The organism is Nitrosospira sp. Nsp1 (assembly GCF_900100985.1).
GTDB lineage: Bacteria > Pseudomonadota > Gammaproteobacteria > Burkholderiales > Nitrosomonadaceae > Nitrosospira.
The window spans coordinates 1-23,494 of record NZ_FMUF01000018.1; the positions used below are offsets into that span (position 1 = coordinate 1).

At 56.5% G+C, this 23,494-nt stretch carries 23 protein-coding genes; 21 read left to right on the forward strand and 2 right to left on the reverse strand.

The annotated features are described in order from the left end of the window. Window positions 1–113: 113 nt before the first annotated feature. Window positions 114–842 carry a flagellar basal body P-ring formation chaperone FlgA gene (gene flgA / locus BLP78_RS11185; RefSeq protein ID WP_090459266.1) on the reverse strand — a complete coding sequence of 243 codons (729 nt, stop codon included), beginning with the start codon at window positions 840–842 and terminating at the stop codon, window positions 114–116. Window positions 843–1,280: 438 nt separating this feature from the next. On the opposite strand from flgA, the gene flgB reads away from it, so the two are divergent. The 11 genes from flgB to flgL all read left to right on the forward strand — a co-directional run bounded on the left by flgB (window position 1,281) and on the right by flgL (window position 12,345). Further along, window positions 1,281–1,688 carry a flagellar basal body rod protein FlgB gene (gene flgB / locus BLP78_RS11190; RefSeq protein WP_090459268.1) on the forward strand — a complete coding sequence of 136 codons (408 nt, stop codon included), beginning with the start codon at window positions 1,281–1,283 and terminating at the stop codon, window positions 1,686–1,688. Window positions 1,689–1,702: 14 nt separating this feature from the next. Beyond that, the gene (flgC, locus tag BLP78_RS11195; RefSeq protein ID WP_090459270.1) at window positions 1,703–2,122 is read left to right on the forward strand and encodes a flagellar basal body rod protein FlgC; all 420 of its coding nucleotides are present in this window, start codon (window positions 1,703–1,705) and stop codon (window positions 2,120–2,122) included. A 39-nt stretch (window positions 2,123–2,161) separates the two neighbouring features. Beyond that, the gene (gene flgD, locus BLP78_RS11200; RefSeq protein ID WP_090459272.1) at window positions 2,162–2,830 is read left to right on the forward strand and encodes a flagellar hook assembly protein FlgD; all 669 of its coding nucleotides are present in this window, start codon (window positions 2,162–2,164) and stop codon (window positions 2,828–2,830) included. A 64-nt stretch (window positions 2,831–2,894) separates the two neighbouring features. After that, window positions 2,895–4,115, forward strand: coding sequence for a flagellar hook protein FlgE (gene flgE / locus BLP78_RS11205; protein ID WP_090459274.1), 1,221 nt, complete (start codon window positions 2,895–2,897; stop codon window positions 4,113–4,115). 340 nt (window positions 4,116–4,455) lie between these two features. Next, window positions 4,456–5,208 (forward strand): flagellar basal body rod protein FlgF, encoded by a 753-nt coding sequence (locus BLP78_RS11210; RefSeq protein WP_090459276.1) that lies wholly within the window; start codon window positions 4,456–4,458, stop codon window positions 5,206–5,208. Between the two features lie 331 nt (window positions 5,209–5,539). Beyond that, window positions 5,540–6,322: a flagellar basal-body rod protein FlgG gene (gene flgG / locus BLP78_RS11215; RefSeq protein ID WP_090459277.1), complete on the forward strand. Its 783-nt coding sequence runs from the start codon at window positions 5,540–5,542 to the stop codon at window positions 6,320–6,322. Window position 6,323: 1 nt separating this feature from the next. Beyond that, window positions 6,324–7,088, forward strand: a complete 765-nt coding sequence (locus BLP78_RS11220) for a flagellar basal body L-ring protein FlgH (RefSeq protein WP_371128877.1) — start codon at window positions 6,324–6,326, stop codon at window positions 7,086–7,088. Between the two features lie 123 nt (window positions 7,089–7,211). After that, window positions 7,212–8,267 (forward strand): flagellar basal body P-ring protein FlgI, encoded by a 1,056-nt coding sequence (locus tag BLP78_RS11225; RefSeq protein WP_256330244.1) that lies wholly within the window; start codon window positions 7,212–7,214, stop codon window positions 8,265–8,267. Next, window positions 8,267–9,289, forward strand: a complete 1,023-nt coding sequence (gene flgJ, locus BLP78_RS11230) for a flagellar assembly peptidoglycan hydrolase FlgJ (RefSeq protein WP_090459278.1) — start codon at window positions 8,267–8,269, stop codon at window positions 9,287–9,289. The genes BLP78_RS11225 and flgJ overlap by 1 nt, the downstream gene beginning before the upstream one ends. 123 nt (window positions 9,290–9,412) lie before the next feature. Continuing rightward, window positions 9,413–11,323 carry a flagellar hook-associated protein FlgK gene (gene flgK, locus BLP78_RS11235; protein ID WP_090459280.1) on the forward strand — a complete coding sequence of 637 codons (1,911 nt, stop codon included), beginning with the start codon at window positions 9,413–9,415 and terminating at the stop codon, window positions 11,321–11,323. 86 nt (window positions 11,324–11,409) lie between these two features. After that, window positions 11,410–12,345, forward strand: coding sequence for a flagellar hook-associated protein FlgL (gene flgL / locus BLP78_RS11240; protein ID WP_090459282.1), 936 nt, complete (start codon window positions 11,410–11,412; stop codon window positions 12,343–12,345). A 397-nt stretch (window positions 12,346–12,742) separates the two neighbouring features. On the opposite strand, the gene BLP78_RS11245 is transcribed toward flgL, so the two are convergent. Continuing rightward, window positions 12,743–13,447, reverse strand: a complete 705-nt coding sequence (locus tag BLP78_RS11245) for a DUF3579 domain-containing protein (protein WP_090459283.1) — start codon at window positions 13,445–13,447, stop codon at window positions 12,743–12,745. Window positions 13,448–13,891: 444 nt separating this feature from the next. Between BLP78_RS11245 and BLP78_RS11250 the strand changes: the two genes are divergently transcribed. From BLP78_RS11250 to BLP78_RS11295, 10 genes are all read left to right on the forward strand, one after another. Next, a complete protein-coding gene (locus BLP78_RS11250; RefSeq protein WP_218118972.1) occupies window positions 13,892–14,221 on the forward strand; it encodes a thioredoxin family protein in 330 nt (109 codons plus the stop codon). A 372-nt stretch (window positions 14,222–14,593) separates the two neighbouring features. Then, window positions 14,594–16,141, forward strand: a complete 1,548-nt coding sequence (locus tag BLP78_RS11255; RefSeq protein WP_143002944.1) for a sensor histidine kinase — start codon at window positions 14,594–14,596, stop codon at window positions 16,139–16,141. Continuing rightward, complete coding sequence (locus BLP78_RS11260; protein ID WP_090459285.1) at window positions 16,138–16,764, forward strand: response regulator; 627 nt, start codon at window positions 16,138–16,140, stop codon at window positions 16,762–16,764. Before BLP78_RS11255 ends, BLP78_RS11260 begins: the two co-directional genes overlap by 4 nt. Window positions 16,765–17,253: 489 nt before the next feature. Beyond that, on the forward strand, window positions 17,254–18,408 hold the full coding sequence (locus tag BLP78_RS11265; protein ID WP_090459287.1) for a flagellin N-terminal helical domain-containing protein: 1,155 nt from the start codon (window positions 17,254–17,256) through the stop codon (window positions 18,406–18,408). Between the two features lie 106 nt (window positions 18,409–18,514). Beyond that, window positions 18,515–18,856: a flagellar protein FlaG gene (locus BLP78_RS11270; RefSeq protein WP_090459288.1), complete on the forward strand. Its 342-nt coding sequence runs from the start codon at window positions 18,515–18,517 to the stop codon at window positions 18,854–18,856. A gap of 49 nt (window positions 18,857–18,905) precedes the next feature. Then, a complete protein-coding gene (gene fliD / locus BLP78_RS11275; protein ID WP_090459290.1) occupies window positions 18,906–20,924 on the forward strand; it encodes a flagellar filament capping protein FliD in 2,019 nt (672 codons plus the stop codon). Window positions 20,925–20,956: 32 nt separating this feature from the next. After that, complete coding sequence (fliS, locus tag BLP78_RS11280; RefSeq protein ID WP_090459351.1) at window positions 20,957–21,430, forward strand: flagellar export chaperone FliS; 474 nt, start codon at window positions 20,957–20,959, stop codon at window positions 21,428–21,430. Further along, a complete protein-coding gene (locus BLP78_RS11285) occupies window positions 21,430–21,756 on the forward strand; it encodes a flagellar protein FliT (protein WP_090459292.1) in 327 nt (108 codons plus the stop codon). The genes fliS and BLP78_RS11285 overlap by 1 nt, the downstream gene beginning before the upstream one ends. Before the next feature lie 301 nt (window positions 21,757–22,057). Beyond that, window positions 22,058–23,119 (forward strand): flagellar hook-length control protein FliK, encoded by a 1,062-nt coding sequence (locus BLP78_RS11290; RefSeq protein ID WP_090459293.1) that lies wholly within the window; start codon window positions 22,058–22,060, stop codon window positions 23,117–23,119. Continuing rightward, window positions 23,112–23,447, forward strand: coding sequence for an EscU/YscU/HrcU family type III secretion system export apparatus switch protein (locus tag BLP78_RS11295; RefSeq protein WP_090459295.1), 336 nt, complete (start codon window positions 23,112–23,114; stop codon window positions 23,445–23,447). The genes BLP78_RS11290 and BLP78_RS11295 overlap by 8 nt, the downstream gene beginning before the upstream one ends. Window positions 23,448–23,494: the final 47 nt, after the last annotated feature.

Below are 23,494 nucleotides of genomic sequence, written 5' to 3' on the forward strand. Positions count from 1 at the left end.
GTTTACCCACAATCAGCCGTTCGATAATCGACGGTTCTATGCGCTTCACGCATGAGGCAGAAAAATCGAAAATTATTGTTGACGGGAACAGAGTATCTACAGTCTACAGTCCATCAATAACTTACTTCCACTATTGCGCCAGCCCGGGCGGTCCCGCTCACCACCGAACCCGACGCAATACGAACCTGCACCAGTTGTCCCTCAGCGGCGTTATTGAGCGCTCTACCATCTGCGGTTACGCTGAATCCGCGTCCGCTGGAGACCAGCTTCACATTTTGATTCTGCATCACTGCCGCTCGTGCGCGCAGCATGTCCTGGCGTAACGGGCTTCCGAAAGAAATGCTGCCTGAGAGCGTTCTACCCAAAGCCAGATTCGGGTCAGTGACAACACCCGGCGGAAGCTGTGCCAGATCGCCGCTGCGGGTGGCCAAATCCGCCGCGGTGAGCATATGTCCCTGCGTCAGAGGCTTGGCGCTGACAACATAATCCGCAATGACTTTTACCGTGGCGCGTATGTAAATCGTCCATTGATACGGCACGGTGCAACGCACTATCACAGTGGTATTGCCCCACGGCCGGCTACCGGGCGGCAAGGACGGCTCAAGCGCGGCGCAGGCGGGCAGGTTGATCCGGGGATCGATTGCACCCAGCGTGATTTCAGGCTGGCCGGGCAGACCGGCCGACTGGGTATGCAGGAAGTTCAAGACGATATCCTGGACAAGACGCGGATCCTGCCTCGTGTTCGCCGATGCCGATGTCGAGCCCAATGCCGCAGCAGACAGGGAGAGAAGGGCGACAAAGCTCAGGCCGCAGGAAAGTACATGGCGAGACACGATGGGCATGGCGAATTCCTCGAAAAAATGTCCTGGATCAGGGTGAACCGGGGTTGGCCGCAATTCTAGTCTGCGGGCCGCCTCGGCAGCATGTCGAACTGAGGCGGGTTTGGGCCGTTATTTGATGAATTGCCCGCATGTATGACAACGCATCATGTTTGCCGCAATCAACCTGATCCAGACCTCTTGATCCTGCAGGAAAATGGCATTGATTGCCTCCTCCCATTTCTTCCTTCCGGAAGGCAGACTGGACCTGTGGTCCTGTGGCTGCGGAATAGTTGGCGAGGCAGCCTCGCATCTCAGGAAGCGAAAGATCGCTTAAACCCGAAGATAAAGGGTTTTAACCCTGCTGATCTTTCTTTTGGACCGATCAGGAGTGAAATACCATGGCAGCAGTGCAATTTCCAATCAATACCGGTATCGGAAGCATGTACTTGAGGAGAATTCATGATAAACAAACTTGACGCGACATTTCGCTTTTACGAGGATGCCGCCAATCTGCGGGCCCATCGCCAGCAATTGATCGCGTCCAACATCGCCAACGTGGATACGCCGAACTTCAAGGCGCGCGACATCAGTTTCAAGGAGGCGCTGGAGAATACCGGCGGCAACAAGGTCGTCAAACTGGCAACAAATGTTCCGAATCATATTGCGTCGCCAGGCAGTGGCGGCGGGGTAGCCGCAGCCGGCGCGCCGTTGATGTATCGCGCCGCCATACAGGGAAGCGTGGATGGCAATACGGTAGACATGGATATCGAGCGCAGCCAGTTTGCCGACAACGCTATTCACTATGAGGCCAACCTCACATTCATCAGCGACCAGATCAAAATCATGCGGTCTGCCATTCAAGGTTAAGGAGAGATTGCATCATGTCCCTGTTCAATATTTTTACCGTCGCCGGTTCGGCGATGACAGCCCAGAATCAGCGCCTGAACGTGGTGGCGAGCAACCTCGCCAACGCCGATAGCGCGGTGAGTTCCAATGGCCAGCCATACAGGGCCAAACAGGTGCTGTTCATGAGTATCCCGTCAGCAGCCGGCGCCGATCCCAACAACGCATCCAATGGGGTAAAGGTGTCGGGGGTAGTCGAGGATCAATCACCGATGAAGTTGATATACGAACCCAGCCATCCGATGGCAAACGAGGAAGGCTTCGTGACCATGCCGAACGTGAATGTGGTGGAGGAAATGGTCGATATGATCTCCGCCTCGCGTTCGTACCAGAATAATGTGGATATGATGAATACCGCAAAGACCCTGCTGCTGAAGACTCTAAGCATCGGACAATAAAGCATCGGACAATAAACATCGCAACAACAAGGAAAAACCATGAGCACAATCCAGGATACACAATCGGCCTCAAATCTCTTTGCAACGTATGGTGCAAAAAATACGGCTAAACCGGCGGCGGATGATCCTCAGGACCGGTTTCTCAAGCTGCTGGTTACGCAGATGAAAAATCAGGATCCTCTCAATCCACTTGATAACGCTCAAGTGACTTCGCAACTGGCGCAAATCAGTACGGTCAACGGTATCGAAAAGCTTAATGCCACTATCCAGGCCATGGCGAGCAACTTTAACGCGGGACAATCTCTGCAGGCTGCCACCATGATCGGTAAAGACGTGCTCGTGCCCGGGTCCGATCTAAGGTTGGCGGGTGGCGGCGGAATATTCGGCGTGGAACTGGCACAAGCGGCGGATCAAGTGAAAGTAACGATACACGATGCCTCAGGCCGCGCAATCCGGGTTATGAATCTGGATGCGCTGCCAGCCGGCCCCTTGGCCCTGGCATGGGACGGCAAGACCACCGAGGGTGTCCAGGCCGCCGATGGTACGTACAGCTTCAGCGTTGCAGCGTCGCGCGGTGATCAGAAGATCGATGCGCAACCGCTGGCCTTCGGCTCTGTTCAGGGCGTGTCCCAGGGAAATGAAGGCGTCCGGCTGAATGTCGGAACACTTGGAATGGTAGGGTTGACCGACATCAAACAGATTTTTTAATTTTTTAAACCGGGCATTATCGAGTATTCCGCCTCATGGATGAGGCGCTATCCAAGGAGTTATCATGAGTTTCCAGCAAGGCTTGAGTGGTTTGAATGCAGCGTCGAAAAATCTCGACGTGATCGGCAACAACGTGGCTAATGCCAATACGGTGGGGTTCAAGCAGTCGCAAGCCCAGTTTGCGGATGTGTTTGCCAATTCACTTTCAGGCGGCAGCAGCGTTCAGTCCGGCATCGGCGTCAAGGTTGCCGCAATCGCGCAGCAGTTCAATCAGGGCAGCATTACCGCATCCAGCAATCCGCTCGATGTTGCGATCAACGGCGGCGGCTTTTTTCGCCTGAGCGATCAGGGCACCATCAGCTATTCGCGCAACGGTCAATTCCATCCGGATAAGGATGGGTTCATCGTTAATAGTAGCGGCCAGCGCCTCACTGGGTATACGGCGAACGCAACCGGCGTGGTCAGTACCGCCGCGCCAACCGATCTGCAGATCTCGACGGCCGACCTGCCGCCCGCGGCAACCACGCTGGTGAGTGCCCTCGTTAACCTGGATTCGCGCGAACCGGCGCTCAGTTCCGCCGCCTTCAACCTGGCAGATCCGACAACGTACCATGGTTCAACCTTTTTGCCGATTCACGACAGCCTGGGCAACCCGAGCACACTGTCGGCCTATTTCCTCAAGACAGGCACCAATAGTTGGGATGTCTTTGCGGCCAATGATGGCGCTCTGCTCAATGGCGGCGCATCGGTGGGCGCGTTGAATTTCTTGTCCAACGGCGCGCTCGACCCGCTAAGTTCCAATATATTCAGTGTAGCGGCGCCGGTCAGCACCGGCGCCAACCCTCTGGCTTTCGATCTTGATTTCACCGGCACGACCCAGTTCGGATCCAACTTCGGTATCAACGCGCTGGAGCAGGACGGTTATACCTCAGGTCGGCTCACCGGGTTTGCCGTCGGGGCTGACGGCATAATCCGCGGCAGCTATTCGAGCGGAAAATTTTTAACCCTGGGCCAGGTGGCGCTAGCCAATTTCGCCAATCCCCAGGGTCTGGAATTGCGCGGTAATAATACCTGGAAAGAAAGCGCCGCCTCTGGCGCCGCATTAGTGGGCGTACCCAATACCGGAGGGTTGGGTGTATTGCAATCCGGTGCAATTGAGGATTCGAACGTGGAGCTTACCTCGGAGCTCGTCAATATGATTACTGCCCAGCGCATCTACCAGGCCAATGCCCAGACCATCAAGACACAAGATCAGCTATTACAGACGATAGTGAATCTGAAGTGATGGAAAGCATGAAAATGTAAGAAACTGCAACTGCTAGCAGCCTTGTCGGACTTAAAGAATCGCAGCGAAAAAGTGACTGGGTGAGGGCAGATTTTGCGGATTTTGAAGGCCAATAGTTATTCTATTGGTCGAAAAAGCGGCGAAATATGAACCGCCAAGACGCTTTTGCAGCCGATTTCTTTTAAGCCCGACAGGCTGTTAGGCCTCGATTCCGTATTTCACCGTTGCGAGAACGTGACGCACGGCGATATCCGTAATCGAGGTTCGTTCCAGAGGCCGCTCAACCTGCCGCATGGTCCTCTAACCCTGCTTAAAATATCCACCTACCACAGGAGTAATCATGGATCGAATGATCTATGTTTCCATGACCGGCGCAAAGCATACGCTGGGGCAACAAGCCGCCATGTCGCACAATCTGGCGAACGCAAACACGACGGGCTACCGTGCCGAGACCAGCGTATTACGTGCCGTGCCGATCCTCGGCAATACGCTGGCGACGCGGGCATTCGTGGTGGATTCCAGCGCTGGCGCGGATTTCCGCCCCGGTACCGAGCAGCATACCGGACGTGAACTCGACGTAGCAGTACAGGGACCGGGATGGATCGCCGTGCAACTGGAAGATGGGAGCGAAGCGTACACACGCAATGGCAGCCTGCATATCAGCTCCAACGGGATCTTGCAGACTCGCAACGGCCTGAATATACGGGGCGACGGCGGGCCGATTTCCATTCCACCAAATACTGTCGTCACCATCGGGAGGGACGGGACGGTCTCTACAGTGCCGGCAGGAGCCGGCGCGAATGAACCGAGTATCTCCTCGACAATTGGCCGCATCAAGCTGGTCAATCCTCCCGAGGCCCAACTCACGCGCGGCCTGGATGGGCTATTCCGGCTGGCGGCCGGCGGCGAGTCCGAGGCCGACGTCGAGGTTACGCTCAGCAGCGGCGCACTGGAGGGCAGTAATGTCAATGTGGTCGAGGCTTTGGTCGACATGATCTCGCTTTCCCGCCAGTTTGAAATGCACATGAAGATGCTGAAGAATGCCGAGGGTAATGCTCAACGCGCCAGTGTCCTCTTGTCTGTAAACGGCTGATATCCGAACGCCAGACTCCGCTGTAATCCTTGCATAATCGTAGGTCGGGCTCCGCCCGACAATCAAAAACGATGTCGGGCGGAGCCCGACCTACTTGGTGCAATCTGCATAACTGGCGCTTCGCCATCACGCCTTTTTCACCATCGATTAATTCCCGTTATCCAAGGACGATTTCCCCATATCCGATCAGGATGAAACCGGGAAGAAACATGGAATTGACCCTCTTTTCCACACGCTGGCCATCTCGGCGCTGTTATACGATGTCGCAAATACCGCCACGGCAGCCAACGGCTGCACAGCGCCCTTACCGCTCAACCTTCAGGAGAACCACTTGATTCGCTCACTCTGGATTTCAAAGACCGGTCTGGATGCACAACAGACCCAGATGGATGTCATCGCCAACAATCTGGCAAATGTCAGCACTAATGGGTTCAAGCGCTCGCGCGCCGTGTTCGAGGACCTGATATACCAGACGTTGCGCCAGCCTGGCGCGCAATCATCGCAGCAGACGCAATTACCGTCCGGCCTGCAGATCGGTACCGGCGTAAGGCCGGTCGCCACCGAGCGCGTGTATACCCAGGGCAACCTGCAGCAGACCGGCAACTGGAAGGACGTGGCGATTAACGGCCAGGGATTCTTCCAGGTATTGCGGCCGGATGGTTCGACAGCCTACACGCGTGATGGCTCATTTCAGATTGACGCCGAGGGACAGCTCGTCACGTCGAGCGGATATCAGATTCAGCCCGCCATCACTATTCCTCCCAATGCTCAGAGCGTTACCATCGGCCGCGATGGCGTTGTCACCATAACCCAGCAGGATTCTCCTCTCCCGGCCCAGGTAGGTTCGTTACAGCTTGTTACTTTCATCAATCCGGTGGGTTTGCAGGCCGTCGGTGAGAATCTCTTTATCGAAACCGGTTCCAGCGGCACCCCCAACCTCAACACGCCTGGTGCGGATGGCACCGGATTGCTGAACCAGGGCTACGTGGAAACTTCCAACGTCAACGTGGTGGAGGAGCTGGTAAACATGATACAGACCCAGCGTGCCTATGAGATTAACAGCAAGGCGGTCCAGACCTCGGATCAGATGCTGCAGCGCCTCTCGCAAATGTAATGTGGCAAATTATAGAAACAATGACTGGCAAGCGGCAATATGCCGCGAGCATGCGGACAGCCCGATGACTGCAAATATTTTTGCCGCACGCAGCAAACAGTTGTCGGCATCTCTCGTGCTTATGGCCGCCATTCTGTTTGGGCTGTCAGGATGCATAACCCTTCCGGCCCCCGCATCGATCGTGCAGCAGCCACTATCTTCCCGCGCGGCGCAAGCAGGGATACCGCCCGCCAATGGCGCGATTTATCAGGCGGGCATTCAGCACCGGCCGTTATTTGAAGATCGCCGCGCGCGCCAGGTGGGCGATACGATAGTGATCGTCCTCAACGAAAAAACCAACGCAAGCAAGAAATCCAATAGTAGTGTCAATAAGAACGGCGAGGTAAATGTGGGTATCCCGCCTATTGTATTTGGCGTTCCCATCACCAAAAAAGTGGATATGGGCGCCTCTACCGCCAATGATTTCGCAGGTAAAGGCGAAGCGGCTTCCGCCAACAATTTTACCGGCACGATTACCGTTACCGTGCTTGAAGTGCTGCCGAACCGCAACCTGGTGGTAAGCGGCGAAAAACAACTGTCCATGACGCAGGGCACCGAGTACATCCGTTTCTCCGGCGTAGTCCGTCCCGAGACCGTCATCAACAACATGGTTTCGTCCGTGCAGGTGGCTGACGCAAAAATCGAGTACAAGGCCAACGGCTATATCGATGAGGCACAAACCATGGGCTGGCTCTCGCGCTTTTTCCTGACTGTCTCGCCGTTTTAGCAAACGCATGAATTATTGCGTCAAAAATTGAATGATTACCGCGGTCCCAGCGATTCCATGATCCCTCCATCTTTCAAGTCTGTCGTTCACTTACTGTCTATTCTGTGGATCGGGTGCTATGCCATGGCGGGCCCGGCACACGCCGAGCGCATCAAGGATCTTGCCTCGGTCCAGGGCATGCGCACAAACCAGCTTGTCGGCTACGGACTGGTTGTGGGACTGGACGGCACCGGCGATCAGACTATCCAGACGCCATTTACCATACAGACGCTCAACAGCATGCTGATGCAGATGGGCATCAATGTCCCGCCCGGCACCAATATGCGCTTGAGAAACGTGGCTGCCGTAATGGTAACGGCCGTGCTGCCGTCGTTTGCTCAGCCCGGCCAGATTATCGACGTGACGGTCTCCAGCATGGGCAATGCCAGAAGCCTGCGCGGCGGCACATTGCTGATGACGCCGCTCAAAGGTGCTGACGGCGAAGTCTATGGAATGGCTCAGGGCAACTTGCTGGTTGGCGGAATCGGTGCTGCCGCCAGCGGCAGCAAGGTACAGGTAAACCATTTGAACGCCGGCCGTATCGCGGGCGGCGCAACGGTCGAACGGGCGGTGCCCGTGGTACTGACCCAGGGCAATGGCATACGGCTCGACCTCAACACCTCCGATTTTTCCAATACCCGACGCATAGTGGAAGCGATCAACGCCCGCTTCGGCGAAGGTACCGCTTCCGCGCTGGATGGCCGCGCAATCCAGGTACGCGCACCAGAAGCCAGCGATCAGCGCGTGGCATTTATCGCGGAAGTGGAAAGCATGAATATCAGCACCACGCCGGCTCAGGCAAGGGTTATCGTCAACAGCCGCACCGGCTCGGTGGTCATGAACCAGTCGGCCACCGTTGACGCCTGCGCCATTGCCCACGGAAACTTATCGGTAGTCATCAGTACCGAGCCGGTGATCAGCCAGCCCGGACCGTTTTCCAGCGGGCAGACGGTGCAGGCGCAGCGCTCGACGATCGAGATCAAGCAGGAATCGGGGATGCTGACAATGGTTGAAGGTGCGTCGCTGGCCGAAGTGGTGAAGGCATTGAATGCCATCGGCGCGACGCCGCAAGACCTGCTGTCGATTCTTCAGGCGATGAAGTCGGCTGGCGCGCTAAGGGCGGAACTGGAGATCATCTGATGGTTGCTTCGGCTGATTTGTCCACCAAATTCGCCCTCGACGTGCAGGCGGTCAACGGGTTACGCATTGCATCGAAAAAAGATGGCCAGGCAGGTCTTGAAGCCGCAGCCCGGCAGTTTGAAGCCCTGTTCATGAACATGATGCTGAAGGCCATGCGCGATGCCACGCCCCAGGATGATTTGATGGACAGCGAGCAGAGCCGCCTATACACGTCGATGCTCGACCAGCAGCTCTCGCAGAACATGGCCTCCCGTGGCGTGGGTTTGGCCGATGTCATGATACGGCAACTGCGTGGCGGATTGCCGCCGGAACCGGATCAGGAAACACCTGCCCCGGCTTCCGCTGTCACTGGTCAGCAATCTGCCGGGAGCATTCCGCCCTTGGCGCGATTGCAACCTCATCTGCTTACCCCGCAGCATGCGCAACCACCGGCCTCCGCAGCCGAACCGCGATTATCGAGTTCATCGGGTCTATTGACGCCGTCGGCAAATCCCCGAGCGGAATCGCTCACTCCGGCAGTGCCTCGACCCGGCGCGCATTCACATGTGATGGAGTTTCAGGCCAGGCTGATGCCGTATGCGCAGCAGGCCAGCCAGGCGACTGGCATCCCAGCGCTGTTCATGCTGGGACAGGCTGCGCTGGAAAGCGGATGGGGCAAACGCGAACTTCGCGGGCCGGATGGCGCACCCAGCTACAACCTGTTCGGCGTAAAGGCCGGCGCCAACTGGAAAGGCCCTGTAGTAGAGTCCGTAACGACGGAATACGTCAACGGGGTGGCTCGCAAGAGCGTGGAAAAATTCCGCGCTTACAGTTCTTATGCGGATGCCTTCGGCGACTATGCCAATCTTCTGCGCAGCAACCCGCGCTATGCGCAAGTGCTGGCACAGGCGGTGCAAGGCCTTGATGCGGAGAGTTTCGCGCAAGGCCTGCAACAGGCCGGATATGCGACCGATCCGGATTATGCGGACAAGCTGAGCCAGATCATCAGGACCACCCAGTGGTCCGGCGAAGCACCATTGTAAGCGCCACTGCCGATATTTCCCCTTCGCTGTCCTGCACACTGCCAAATTGGACTAAACGAACTAAATATTTTTGATCCTGAGCCGTTAAATATCAAACGAATACGGATAGGATTTGGAGACAATATGGCTAACGGCATTTTTGGTATCGGTCTCAGCGCGCTCAACGCGGCCCAGCAAGGGTTGCTTGTTTCCGGCCATAACGTCAGCAATGCGGCCACGCCCGGCTACACTCGCCAGCAAACCGTACAGTCGGCCAGCGGCGCGCAAGCCACCGGCAGCGGATTCATCGGCCGGGGCGTGCAGGTCGATACGGTAAAGCGCGTATATAACCAGTTGCTGGTCAGCCAGGTTGCACAGGCAAAGACGGAATCGGCCCAGCTCGACACCTATTTAGCGCAGATGAGCCAGATAGATACGCTACTGGCGGACCCGACCGGCCGGCTGGGCCTGGCGCCGGCGCTGCAAGATTTTTTCGGTGGCGTGCAAGACGTTGCCACCAATCCATCGGATGTAGCCTCCCGTCAATCCATGCTTTCCAACGCCGAGGTGCTGGTACGGCGTTTCCAGTCGCTGAACGACAGCCTGGATAAAATCCAGGATGGGGTGAACGCACAGATCGAGAATAGTGTCTCGCTCATCAATACGCTGGGTGCAAAAATTAGCGAGCTGAATGCAACCATCAGCCTTGCCGAGGGCAGCGCAGGCGGCCAACCGGCAAATGACTTGCGAGACCAGCGCGACGAACTGGTCATGCAGCTCAACAATGAAGTTCGCGCCAAGGTCGTTGAACAGAGCGATGGCGGTTACAGTATCTTTATCGGCACGGGCCAGTCCCTGGTCGTGGGTTCAACCGCCTTCCAACTCGCTACGAGAGCTTCTCCGGTGGATCCGCAACGCCTCGAAATTGGTTATGTTACCGGTGGTAATACTTTACCAATCAAGGAATCGAGCCTGGATGGCGGCAAGCTGGGCGGGCTGCTGCAATTTCGCAACGGCGAACTCAATGCCGCCCGCAACGGCCTGGGGCGCGTTGCTATCGGTCTGGCGGGCACATTCAACGACCAGCATCGGCTGGGGCAGGATGTGCACGGCAACCTGGGTGGCGAATTCTTTACGATACCGAGCCCGTCGGTCGCGGCGTCGGCAAAGAATACCGGCAACGCGGTCATTGCCGCTGATATCACGGGCTACAACGCCCTTACCACCAGTGATTACCGGCTGCGGTACGATGGCGCCAATTACACCCTCACGCGGCTTAACGACGGCGTCGCACAAACCTTTGCAACACTCCCGCAGACTGTGGATGGCGTGCGTCTGAATATTGCTTCCGGCACTGCTGTTGCAGGCGACGAATTTCTGATCCGGCCCACGATAAACGGCGCGGGGCAAATTGAGGTGGCCATCCAGGATACCGATCTGATCGCCGTGGCCGCACCGATCCGGACCGACGCGCCGCTTGCCAATACCGGCACCGGGCGCATCAGCGCCGGCAGTGTCGATGCCCCGCCGCCCCCCAACCTCAATCTTAAAGAACCGGTCACCTTTACCTTCACCAGCGCCACGACCTTCGATGTGAGCGGGAATGGAACCGGTAATCCGACCGGCATGACGTTCACTTCGGGTAGCCCGATCAGTTTCAACGGATGGACCGTGACCCTCACGGGAATACCCAAGCCGGGAGATACGTTCAGCATCGGCCCCAACGACAACGGGACGACGGACAATCGCAACGGGTTGCTGCTGGGTGCATTGCAGAGTAGCCGCACTTTGGCGGGTGGCACGGCGAATTATCAAGGCGCCTATAGTCAGGTGGTCAGCCTGATAGGTAACAAGACCCGTGAACTGGACGTCACCAGTAGCGCCCAGTCGGCACTTCTGAGCCAGGCACAAGCTTTGCAGCAATCCGAATCGGGCGTGAATCTGGATGAAGAAGCCGCCAATCTGATGCGCTACCAGCAGGCGTATCTCGCCGCCAGCAAGGTGATACAGACGGCCAACCAGATGTTCGACGCGCTGCTTGATATTACAAGGTAACGAGCGGATGCAGGTATGCGCCATCGGACTGATGGCTAACCTGCGATAAGGCCGGATAGAGATAGAATCACCAAAAAGGAGTCCTCATGCGTATCAGCAGTAATACCAGCTATGAACTCGGCATTGCCGCCCTCAATCGGCAGCAGGCCGCACAGGTAAAAGCCCTGCAACAGATAAGCAGCGGACAGCGCGCACTGACGCCTTCCGAGAATCCCGCAGCCTATGTTCGGGCGCTTGAAGTATCCCAGGCCGATTCAGCCAATATGCAATACGCGATAAACCGCCAGAACGCCACCGCCAGTTTCGGGATGCTGGAAGCTACGCTCGGAGATGTAACAAGTTTATTGCAGAACGCGCAGGGATTGGCCGTGTACGCGGTTAACGGCACGCTTACCGACAGCGGACGCAGCGCCATCGCAACAGAATTACGCGGGAATCTTGAAGAACTGCAGGGCCTTGCAAATCGCACCGATGGGAACGGGCAATATTTATTTTCCGGCTTCCAGGGCGCGACCAAGCCATTCACCGACACAGGCAGCGGCATACAGTATCACGGCGACGAAGGCCTCCGCATGATCCAGGCCAGCTCATCCCGCCAGCTTGCCGTGAACGAATCGGGGCGAGAAGTATTCGAGCGGATTCCGGCCGACGGGGGAGGGTACCAGAGCATGTTCAAGACACTCTCCGACCTGATCGATGTGCTTGAAACCCCCGTGACCGATGACGCCAGCAAGACCGCGCTCGCCAACGGCTTGAGCACTGCCCAAAGCAACCTCTCGAACGCGCTGGACAATGTGCTGCGAATCCACGCATCGGTAGGCACGCGCATGAAAGAGGTGGATACGCTCAACAACAGCGGCGAGGAGTTGGATATTCAGTACAAACAACAGCTATCCGACCTGCGGGGAGTCGATTACGCCAAGGTCATCAGCGATTTGACCCAGCAGCAGACCTATCTGGAGGCGACGCAGAAAGCATTTTTGAAAGTGCAGGGGTTGTCGCTGTTCGATTATATTCGGTAGGGATCGAACGACGGAGTTCGGCGAGATGATGCCGCTCCCTGACCACCGGTTCATACGTTTGTAGATTGCATACTTCCCGATAAAACCAGAGCAGGAAGGCGGCCAATGCCGCAACCAACCGCGAGTTGGCACGCCGCTGTCAGCGCTGTTAGCCGGTGCAACCGTAAGGTATTGTCAAAGCCATGGCGATGCCGGCTGGTGCGAATTTGACCAATCAGCCGTTCACCCAAGCTACCTCGGCTGCAAAAGCGTCTGGCCGGTTCATATTTCGCCGCTTTTTCGGCCAATAGAATAACTATTGGCCTTCAAAATCCTCAAAATCTGTCCTCACCCAGTCATTTTTTTGCTGCGATTCTTCAAACCCGACAGGCTGCTAGTCTCTGACCTGTTCTTTCTCTCACTCTTTTATTTTTTTCAGATTCAACCCCCCTCGACAACTCGAAAACCTGTCCAGCGCGATAAGGTCGTTATCACACGCGAAACATCGGACGAATTCCCAGGCGCACGGTTCGAGGCTGCGCAAGCTCAGGTCGACGATCACGCAAAGGACCCCGGAGATGATAGCGGGCCGAACAAGGAGAGAACAGTCAAAACGGGGGCGAGCGGCAAAATGCTCGCGAGAGGGCGCTATCGCGTCCGAGTGTAATATCGCTGCTACGCCGCACAACCGTTCAGCCCAGTCGCTAGGGCGAAAGGTCGAACCATCTCGACGGATGCCCTTGATCAGCAGTTCATTGACATCAGGGCGGTTATGCGGGGAGGGACAAATAGAAAGAGCATCGTTAGCGCGCGTCGGCAATGCCTGGGGCAACCGGAAAGCGACACGACCATCCGCCCTCGAAATCTCGAGCCGAGGTTCGATAGGGCGAACGGACAGGATGGATGGGCTCGTACGTCCCAAGTGATAATGGTGCTTGACTCGGGAGCGAGCAGCGCGCAGCAAATTGAATTTCGCGCCATGACGATGCTCTTGCGCAAGAGCATGACTGCTGCCTTTACAGCCCTCGCTACCTTCACTACCTTGTAGTGGCGGGTGCCGCCGCCTCCTTCCCGCCGCAATTTCCAACAAATGTGGTTGCAGGTGACGAGTCTCGGTAAGCATATGAACCTCCACAGTAGTGTGGTGGAAATCCCGGACCGTCCTTTTGCCTGGCCTAGCTCACCGGGAAAGATCCGGTTGCGCTGGAAAACTCGCTGCGGCTTGAATTTTATAATTGTCGGCGTTAATGTCTGATCCTCGGGTCGCTTAAGAAACATGATGCTGAAATTTGGAACAGTGGCAGCGGAATTACGAGTGTAATCTAGCATGTCGGGCGTGATAAAATTGTCACTATTGTGTGAAGAATTTATGCAAGATGAAGAATTGAATTTATGCAAGGTGAAGAATTCATACCAATTACAAGAATGGCAGAGGATCAGGCACAATTGATATGCCGTACTTGCGCATTCGATTCATGATATATGAGCCGCCATTGCCGTAGCAATGACCGGGCATCATCCAGCGCGGCAGACGGTCTGTGCACCTGGAGCGGACTATAATATGGGTATGAACAACGCCTATGCAGCCATCGAACCGCCACGTGCAGAGATTGATGCTCTCGAAGAGGCCGTTCTCATGGAGTTTGGCGCGCCGTGGTGCGGATACTGCCGTGCCGCCCAACCGCTGATTGCTTCGGCCTTCTTCAACCATCCTTCCATACGCCATATCAAGATCGAAGATGGCAAGGATCGTCCGCTTGGGCGTTCCTTTAGAGTGAAACTCTGGCCGACCCTGATCTTTTTGCACCGCGGGAAGGAGATCGCCCGCCTGGTTCGGCCTGTCGATTCCGCCGCAATCAGCAAAGCCTTGGATGAGCTGGCAGCCTGTCGGACTTGAAGAATCGCAGCGAAAAAGTGACTGGGTGAGGGCAGATTTTGAGGATTTTGAAGGCCAATAGTTATTCTATTGGCCGAAAAAGCGGTGAAATATGAACCAGCCAGACGCTTTTGCAGCCGATTTCCCTTAAGTCCGACAGGCTGCTAGATAAGGTATCGTGATGCCTGCTTTCCTGGTGCACGCGGTCTGCACCACGACAGGGAGTAACCATTGTTATTTATATTAGTAGGATGAGGTGAAGCGAAGCGCAACCCATCAATGTTGATAAAAGCTGTAAGCTTACAGCTCGCTTCAATCCGCATAGTGATAAGCTCCCATAATGTTTGAATAATTCAGCTAAACACTCTTCCTGTTTCAAAACCTGATTCAAGCATGAGCCCTCCCATTTCCCGGTTTTCCCATCTCGACGCCGCAGTGTATCTGCTCGATGCCGATACGCTCAGGTGCGAATACGCCAATGTAGCGGCCCAGCGAGATTTGCAATATTCGATGGCTGAATTATGCGAGCTCATGCCGCGCGATGATGTTCCGGGCTTCGCTGCGGAAAGCCTATGGTCCATGCAGTCTCCGTTGCGTGCAGGTGAAAAGCGGGAGGTGAAGGGCAAGACATACTTCAGGCGCAAGGACGGCACTATTTTTCCGGTAGCGGTACGTTTGCACTTATGGCAGGGCTCCGGCAAATCATTGCTTATCATTCTTGCCAACGATATCACCCGGCACTTCACTGGCGAAATCAGCGGTCAGGTTGTACAACGGGAGAGGCCAGAGGGATCGGGGCGGACAGGAAGGGGAGAAGCGTATCCGCCGGCTGTCATTTCAAATGCCCCAGGCATGGTATTCCAATATGTTCTGCATGAGGATGGCAATCACTCCATGCCATTCGTAAGCGACCAGTGTGTGAATCTGCTCGATATTGCAGTCAAGGAATTGCAAGCGAACCCCGCGCTGCTGCTGGATCTTGTGCTGCCGGGCGAGGATCGAGAGAGCCTGCGCCAATCAAGGGCACACTCAGCCGCCAGCCTGACGACATGGAACTGGGAAGGCCGCCTGTGGATCGAGTCATACCGCGATACAAAATGGGTCAGCCTGCGAGCCAGCCCGCGCCGGGAACCGGGAGTCGGTGTAATCTGGGAAGGAATCATCATCAACGTCACCCAAAGCAGGCGCAGGGAGACGGAGCTCAAGGAATCGCACGAACGCCTGAAAGAAGTATCATCACACGTCATGGCGGCACGGGAACACGAGCGCATCCGCATCGCCCGTGAAATTCATGATGACCTGGGCGGTAATCTCACGGCTATCAAGATCGACCTCGACTGGCTGGCGCGGCATGCAGGGGAGGGCGGCAGTGACGGCAGGAAGGAAGGTGCAGCCCTACAGGCAAAAGTCCGTACCGTATCTCACATGGTGGATCGTACGATGCATTCGATACAGCGCATCTGTCGTGATTTACGCCCCGGCATCATGGATTTCGGCATTGTTGCGGCGATCGAGTGGGAATCGGGCGAATTTGCCAAACGGCTCGGCATCCCGTGCGAGGTGGTATGCGCCGAACAGGATATCGACCTGGAGCCGGATATCGCGGTTGCCGTGTTCCGTATCTTTCAGGAAGCCCTCACCAATATCAGCAAGCATGCGCATGCTTCATGTGTCTGGGTAAACCTGCATGCGGCTCAGGGGCAACTGGAACTGGAGGTGCGCGATAATGGTTGCGGCATTATGTTCCCGGATCGCATGAAGCTTGATTCGTTCGGCATTCGCGGCATGATCGAGCGCGCCCGCCTTCTCGACGGAAAACTGACCGTCGGCGGGGGGCAGAAACAAGGTACGACGGTGCTTTTATCAATTCCACTCGTGCCGGAACCAGGCGACCCGGTGGCGGAATCGGTCATCCTGCTATCGAAGGCGCGGCAGCCATGAATGTACTGATTGTCGATGACCACGCCATCGTACGTCAGGGTCTGCGGCAGATCCTGCTGGAGAGCGAGAAGGTCATGCTTATCGGAGAAGCGGATTGCGGCTCGGAGGCCATGCGGCAAGTACGCGAGGGCGACTGGAACGTTGTCGTGCTGGATATATCGCTGCCGGACAGGAACGGCATCGAAGTCCTGAAGCACATCAAGAAGGAACATCCTGGAATTCGCGTACTCATGCTCAGCATGCATGAGGAAGGTTTATATGCCATTCGGGCGCTAAAGGCGGGTGCATCCGGCTATATCACCAAGCAAAGCGCCCCGAGCGAGTTGATGGCTGCTATTCACCAGGTCTCGAGGGGGCGCAAATATCTTACGACAAGCCTGGCCGAGGCAATGGCGGACAACCTCGGCGCCGACCACGACCGGCCGCCTCATGAAGCCTTGTCCGACAGGGAATACCAGACGCTATGCCTGATCGCCTCGGGTAAAAGCCTTACCGATGCGGCTGATGAAATGTGCCTGTCTGTCAAGACTGTCAGCGTGTATCGCAGCCGCCTGCTGGAAAAGATGAAGCTCAAGAACAACGCCGAGTTGACTCACTACGCAATCAAGAACGGCCTGGCCTGAATCCGGGCCGGATTCAGGAGGTGTATTTTCCCGGCCCACCTGTCCCATCTATCTGCCAGTCTATTTATCATAGGGCTCCTCGCTCCCATCGTATCAGGACTTATAGCGCCCCCAAACACTGCACTCGCAGGGTAAAGTTTCGATATAAGACATAGATCAGCCGTTGATCGGCGAATCGCGCGTGCTCTCCTCCACTTATCATGTGTAATTCGGCAGTGGATTCCTGCTTGCGAAAGACTATACCGAAAGACTCGCTCGCTCCTTGATTGTAATGACTTGCCCAGGGAAAAATGGCTATCCATTTTTTCACTCTAAATCTATCCACAGGAATAAAAATATCGCGCGAAGAAAAACTTGACGAACCGGCTAAATGTTTTTCCTGACCCTCCGTTAATAAGCATAACAGCGGTTGATCAGCCTCGTGTAAGCGAGGCAAACCAAAGTTAACGCCATACGGCGTAATCCATAACACTAGTCAAGGAGATTCACATGGCTGCAATTATCAACACCAACGTGATTGCGTTGAATGCGCAACGCAATCTTAACAGTTCGCAAAACGCGCTTGCCACGACACTGCAACGTTTGTCCTCGGGACTGCGCATCAACAGCGCCAAGGACGACGCCGCAGGATTGGCGATTTCCGAGCGCATGACATCGCAGATTCGCGGCCTGAACCAGGCTGTCCGCAACGCCAACGACGGTATTTCGATGTCGCAGACCGCTGAAGGCGCATTGGGCGAAATCGGCAATAACCTGCAGCGCATCCGTGAGCTGGCCGTGCAATCGGGTAATGCGAGCAACAGCGTAAGCGACCGTACCGCACTCAACAACGAAGTGCAGCAGATCAAAGCCGAAATCGACCGGGTGGCTTCAACGACCGCGTTCAACGGCATCAAACTGCTCGATGGCACCTTTACCAATCAGGCATTCCAGGTCGGCGCCAACGTGGGTGAAACCATTTCCATCACCAGCCTGGTCAATGCACAAAGCTCGTCCCTGGGTACCAGCACCACTACCACCGCCAATGTTACCGGCTCTACTACCATCACAGATTTTACGGCGTTGGCCGCGAATGCACTCACAATCAACGGCACCAATGTGGGCGCAATTGCTCTCGGTACTGATGCCATAACCAAGGGCGCAAATGTCGCAGCAGCCATCAACCTGGTGTCAAGTACAACCAACGTTACCGCAGCCGCTGACGCGCTGACCGGCATGGTGACGCTGACCAACACTTCGGGCAGCAGCACCATCGTGGGCGGCACGGCCACCGCTATTCAAACCAGCCTTACACCCGCCACGACCGCGGCGACAACAGCCACCGTCACTGGTTTTGCGGGAGTGAATATCAGCACCACTGCAGGGGCTGAAACTGCCATCGCCTCAATGGATTCCGCATTAAGCGCGCTTAATGCGGCCCGTGCCGACCTGGGCGCATATCAGAATCGCTTCTCATCGGCGGTTTCGAACCTGCAAACCACCGCAGAGAATCTGGCTGCCTCCCGCAGTCGTATCGTCGATACCGATTTTGCCGCTGAAACCGCTATTCTTTCGCGGAACCAGGTACTGCAGCAAGCAGGCACGGCGATGCTGGCCCAGGCCAATGCACTTCCGCAAAGCGTGCTGGCGCTGCTGAGAGGCTAACAGGAATTATCGGATTTTCGATCAGCGAAATTGACTCAAAGTTTGTTGTGAAGGAATCCGGGGCGGCGCCCCGGGTTTCCTTTTTCAATCCCTTCTGGAATCCCCCATGGAAATCAAGCACGTTGGAGCTGGTAGTCAAGCCGCGGTTGTCTCCGTAAATTCGCTGGAACGCAACCTGACGCCGACGTCCGGGGAAGTACAAAACCGCCTGGACCGTGCGCTATCGCCGGCAAGTGTGCAACCGGCAAAGGAAATGGCGCAGGAAATCAGCCAGCCAGCCATCTCGACACTGGAATTCAGCATTGACGCCGAGAGCGACAAAGTGGTGGTAAAGATCATCGATAGCACAACACAGGAATTAGTGCGGCAGATCCCCATGGAGGAGATGCTGGCCCTGGCCAAGGCACTGGGCCGTTTAAAAGGCCTGCTGTTGAACACGAAAGTTTAACCGGCCTCCGAGGCCAGAATTTGACTAACAGCACAAACGGGAGGCAGATATGGGCATCACCGCACCAGGCATGGGCTCGAATCTGGATGTGAACAGCATTGTCAGCCAATTGATGGCGGTCGAACGGCAACCCCTTGCGCTGCTGGACCGCCGCGAAGCCGATTATCAGGCCAAGCTGTCCGCCTATGGGACGCTGAAGGGTGCATTGGCTGCATTCCAGACCGCGATGCAAGGGCTCGCTGATCCCGCCAGATTCCAGGCTGCCACAGCCAGTGTGGCGGATACTTCCATACTGACTGCTATCGCTAATAGCACGGGTAAGGCTGTACCGGGCAGCTACTCGGTGGAAGTGCAGCAACTGGCGCAACAACAGAAAATCCGCTCGGAGGGATTTGCCAGCACCAACAGTACGGTTGGCAGCGGCACCCTGACCATTCAGTATGGCGACTATGATAGCGGCCTGAACACTTTTACGCTGAATAACGCAAAACCCGCGCAGACGCTGATCATCGACCCCGCCAACAATACGCTTTCGGGGGTGCGCGACGCGATCAATGCAGCCAATATCGGCGTTAGCGCGACAATCATCAACGACGGCAGCAGTAACCGGCTGGTGTTGACGGCCAAGGATGCTGGCGCAGCCAGCAGCATCAGGATCATCGCAAGCGACGACGACGGTGTGGATCTGGATAATGCCGGTCTGTCTCAGCTTGCTTTCGATCCGACCGCTGCAGCCGGTACCGGAAAGAATCTCACACAAGTCCAGGCGGCGCAGGACGCCAAATTCCAGATCGACGGAATCGCCATCAGCAAGAACTCGAACACGATTACCGATGCGATCGAGGGTGTGACACTCAACCTGCTCAAGAGCAATGCAGGCACCCCAACCATACTTGATGTGTCGCGCAATACGACGGGCGTCAAGGCATCGGTGGAGGCGTTCGTCAAATCGTTCAATGCCGTTAATCAGACACTCGCAGACCTCAGTACGTACAACACGGTGGCCAAAAAGGGCGGGGTGTTGCAGGGAGATTCGGCAGCGTTGTCCATCCAGCGCTGGCTCCGCGCCACGGTATCGGCCGCAACGGGAAGCACGAGCGGTGCGGCAGGCAGTTTTACCTCGTTGTCGCAAATCGGCGTCGCCTTCCAGAAAGACGGCAGCCTGGCGCTGGATGCCACCCGGCTTCAGACTGCAATGGATGCCGGCTTCGACCAGATCGCCAGCCTCTTCGCCGCAAACGGCAAATCGACCGATAGCCTGATCGCCTACAGTGGCGCAACCGGCAAGACATCCGCCGGAAACTATGCCGTGACAATCGCGCAGTTGGCTACCATGGGCAGCCTCACCGGCAGCCAGGCAGCAGGGCTGACCATTACCGCCGGCGTCAATGATCGAATCGATATCACGGTCGATGGGGTGGCTGCCAGCGTCACGCTTGCGGCGGGAATTTACGCGTCGGCCGATGCGCTGGCGGCCGAGGTGCAAAGCAAGTTGAATGGCGCCACCAGCCTGACAGCGGCAGGCAGCTCGGTTGTAGTTTCGCAATCCGGCGGCGTGCTTGCCATCTCCTCGGCACGCTACGGTTCCGCATCCAGTGTCACTGTTACCGGCGGCAATGGCGCCGGCAATCTTCTTGGCGCAAGTCCGATAACCACAGTAGGTGCGGATGTAGCCGGCACCATCAATGGCGTGGCCGCTCTCGGAACAGGGCAGACACTCACGGCGTCAGCCGGCACGGCGTCGGAAGGCTTGAGCCTCATTATCAAAGGCGGCCTGTTGGGCGCGCGTGGAATGGTGGATTTCTCACGCGGTTCCGCCGACCGCTTGAACAAGCTTGCGGGAGATCTGCTGACCACTGACGGCATCCTTGCGAGCCGTGTCGATGGACTCACCGAAAGCATCAAGACGATTGATCGCCGCCAGGAAGCGTTCCTTCGGCGCCTGGATACGATCGAGGCGCGTTACCGGGCGCAATTTACTGCGCTGGATACGATGCTTAGCAGCCTGAATCAGACCAGCCAGTTTCTAACCCAGCAACTGGCCACTTTGCCGAAAAACAATTCCTGAACGAAAAATAATTGCCGAAGGAGGCATTCGATATGTATTCAGCATCCCGTTGCGGCGTAAATGCCTATGCCCGCGTTGGCCTCGAGACCGGAGTCATCGCAGCCAATCCGCACAAACTCATCCTGATGCTGTTTCAGGGCGCGCATGTTGCATTGTCATCCGCCCTTGCGCATATGAAAACCGGCCAGATCACTGCCAAGGGAGAGGCCGTTTCCAAGGCAATCGCTATTATCAGTTCCGGCCTGCAAGCCAGCCTCGATGTTGAGGCCGGCGGCGAACTGGCCCAACAGTTGAATGCGCTGTATGAGTATATGAGCCGCCGCCTGTTGGAGGCCAATCTGCATAACAAACCTGAATACATCGAAGAAGTGGCCCGCCTCCTTGGCGAGTTGAGTGAGGCCTGGGAAGCGATTGGTTCGCGCATACCGCCCGATGAGAGTGCCGACCAGATCAATTCCTCAGTTCTGCCAGGTTCCAGAGCCGCCAACGATTTCGGTCAAGCGTGATGAACAGCGCAGAAAAAATCGCCGCGTATCAATCGATTTCCAATCTTACCGGCGAAATGGTGAAGGCTGCCCGCGCCAGCGACTGGGAAAAACTGGAAATGCTGGAGCATCGCTGCGCCGCCGTGGTGACGCAACTCCGAGCGGCGCCGCCGGTTCGGCTTACAGCCGATATGCAACAACAAAAAGTAGAGCTGATCCACAAGATACTGGCCGACGATGCGGAGATACGAACGCACACCGAGCCCTGGATGAAAAGCGTTCAGACTTTGCTTGGCAACGCCGGAATGGCCCGGCGGGTACATCAAGCGTACGACACGCGTACGTAGAGACGGCCAGGCCCGGTGGTTGGAGAATGCACGCTGGAATTGAACATGCTCCAAATTGCTGCCACCGCTTTCACGAAAGGATGGGTAAAGCAAAGCGCAACCCATAAAGATATGGACCAGGAAAAGGCTCGATGATGGTCACGCGTCCCTAGTAGGTCGGGCTCCGCCCGACATCATTTTTACGATCGTCGGGCAGAGCCCGACCTACCCGATACAATTTAATCGTCGGGCAGAGCCCGACCTACCTCTGTCAGATCATATAGAGACATAAAAAATAAAGGCCAGGGGAGAAAACCTCGATATGTCCGCGATCAATCTGCTCAACGAAGTAGTTCAAGTCCACGCCAGTGGTTCATCCTTTCACAGGCAACCAGGGTACACCGCGTTCCTGGCGGGACTCGAAGCGGGGCGTCATCTGCGAGCTTCAGTACAATCCCGTCTTCCGAACGGCGAGTTTCTGGTGACGGTAGGTGCAAAAGGCATGGCGGATGCCCAACTATTGCATATGAGGTTGCCTGCGGATATACGCCCGGGTGATGCGCTGAACCTGGTTTTCGTCTCACGGAATCCCCGGCCCACGTTCATGCTCATGGCCGAGCCTTCTACAGCCGCGGTTTCCGCGCCACTCAGTGAGACCGGTCGTTTCATCAGCGATCTGTTAAACCGCTCGACCCCTCCAGGCAGCCTCACAACGTTATCCGGCTCTGCTCCGCTACTTGCGGCGCCGCCCGCAGATGGTGTTCAATTGGCTGCGATTCTGGCCCGCACGCTGGGCCAAAGCGGCCTGTTCTACGAATCCCATCAGGCTCAATGGATAGCAGGTGAAAGGCCGCTGGCGGAATTGCTGCTGGAGCCGCAGGCGCCGCTATTCGGGTTGAGAGCACGCTTGCCCGAGCCAGCCGCCCAATCCAACGCATCCGTAATGACCGGTATGGCACGCGATAATGCTGCCGATGCGAATGCGCCGGTTCATCCCGATACTTTAGCCCTGGTGCGGCAGCAACTGGAAGTTTTCGAAACACGCCATATCACCTGGCAGGGCGTGGCCTGGCCCGGCCAGAAGATCGAATGGGAGATTTTCGAGGAAAAACCCGCGGATACCGGCGAACCCGGCGAGTTTGATGAATCCGATGAACCCGGCAATGCCCACGCCGCCTGGCAAACCTGCCTGAATCTGACCATGCCTAATTTGGGTCGAGTCTCGGCCAACCTGCGCTTTGACGCGCGTGGAGTCGAAATACGACTTACCACGGCGAGCCCTGTTACGGCGTTCATGCTACGGGCGGGTGCGACGCCGCTCGCGAACGGGCTGGATTCCGCCGGCATCAGTCTGCGCGGAATGGGGGTCGAACTGGATGAATAAACCCGATCCGTCCAAGGTGCAGGGGGTGGCAGTGGCGCTGGCTTATCGCGCCGGCCGGACGGCGCCGCAAATTGTCGCAAAAGGCCGCGGGCTCATCGCCGAAACCATCATCAGCGAAGCGCGAGCCCATGGTATTTATGTGCACGAATCGGCCGACCTGGTATCCCTGTTGATGCAAATAGATCTGGACCAGTATATCCCACCGCAGCTCTACCGCGCGGTAGCGGAACTGCTCGCCTGGCTTTATAAGATGGAAGCTGGAATGGAGACCGGAACAGAAATCTCGGCACTTGCCCGACCCGATCCGGTATCTCGCTCATCCAGTTGAATGCATGGTCTGCCCTGCGCCATCAGATCGACAAAATAGTTTTACAG

Excerpts from the sequence above, each read along its gene's own strand:
- flgA (WP_090459266.1), bottom strand. The coding sequence starts at position 842 with ATGCCCATCGTGTCTCGCCATGTACTTTCCTGCGGCCTGAGCTTTGTC.
- flgB (WP_090459268.1), top strand. The coding sequence starts at position 1,281 with ATGATAAACAAACTTGACGCGACATTTCGCTTTTACGAGGATGCCGCC.
- flgC (WP_090459270.1), top strand. The coding sequence starts at position 1,703 with ATGTCCCTGTTCAATATTTTTACCGTCGCCGGTTCGGCGATGACAGCC.
- flgD (WP_090459272.1), top strand. The coding sequence starts at position 2,162 with ATGAGCACAATCCAGGATACACAATCGGCCTCAAATCTCTTTGCAACG.
- flgE (WP_090459274.1), top strand. The coding sequence starts at position 2,895 with ATGAGTTTCCAGCAAGGCTTGAGTGGTTTGAATGCAGCGTCGAAAAAT.
- BLP78_RS11210 (WP_090459276.1), top strand. The coding sequence starts at position 4,456 with ATGGATCGAATGATCTATGTTTCCATGACCGGCGCAAAGCATACGCTG.
- BLP78_RS11225 (WP_256330244.1), top strand. The coding sequence starts at position 7,212 with ATGGCGGGCCCGGCACACGCCGAGCGCATCAAGGATCTTGCCTCGGTC.
- flgJ (WP_090459278.1), top strand. The coding sequence starts at position 8,267 with ATGGTTGCTTCGGCTGATTTGTCCACCAAATTCGCCCTCGACGTGCAG.
- flgK (WP_090459280.1), top strand. The coding sequence starts at position 9,413 with ATGGCTAACGGCATTTTTGGTATCGGTCTCAGCGCGCTCAACGCGGCC.
- flgL (WP_090459282.1), top strand. The coding sequence starts at position 11,410 with ATGCGTATCAGCAGTAATACCAGCTATGAACTCGGCATTGCCGCCCTC.
- BLP78_RS11245 (WP_090459283.1), bottom strand. The coding sequence starts at position 13,447 with ATGCTTACCGAGACTCGTCACCTGCAACCACATTTGTTGGAAATTGCG.
- BLP78_RS11250 (WP_218118972.1), top strand. The coding sequence starts at position 13,892 with ATGAACAACGCCTATGCAGCCATCGAACCGCCACGTGCAGAGATTGAT.
- BLP78_RS11255 (WP_143002944.1), top strand. The coding sequence starts at position 14,594 with ATGAGCCCTCCCATTTCCCGGTTTTCCCATCTCGACGCCGCAGTGTAT.
- BLP78_RS11260 (WP_090459285.1), top strand. The coding sequence starts at position 16,138 with ATGAATGTACTGATTGTCGATGACCACGCCATCGTACGTCAGGGTCTG.
- BLP78_RS11265 (WP_090459287.1), top strand. The coding sequence starts at position 17,254 with ATGGCTGCAATTATCAACACCAACGTGATTGCGTTGAATGCGCAACGC.
- BLP78_RS11270 (WP_090459288.1), top strand. The coding sequence starts at position 18,515 with ATGGAAATCAAGCACGTTGGAGCTGGTAGTCAAGCCGCGGTTGTCTCC.
- fliD (WP_090459290.1), top strand. The coding sequence starts at position 18,906 with ATGGGCATCACCGCACCAGGCATGGGCTCGAATCTGGATGTGAACAGC.
- fliS (WP_090459351.1), top strand. The coding sequence starts at position 20,957 with ATGTATTCAGCATCCCGTTGCGGCGTAAATGCCTATGCCCGCGTTGGC.
- BLP78_RS11285 (WP_090459292.1), top strand. The coding sequence starts at position 21,430 with ATGAACAGCGCAGAAAAAATCGCCGCGTATCAATCGATTTCCAATCTT.
- BLP78_RS11290 (WP_090459293.1), top strand. The coding sequence starts at position 22,058 with ATGTCCGCGATCAATCTGCTCAACGAAGTAGTTCAAGTCCACGCCAGT.
- BLP78_RS11295 (WP_090459295.1), top strand. The coding sequence starts at position 23,112 with ATGAATAAACCCGATCCGTCCAAGGTGCAGGGGGTGGCAGTGGCGCTG.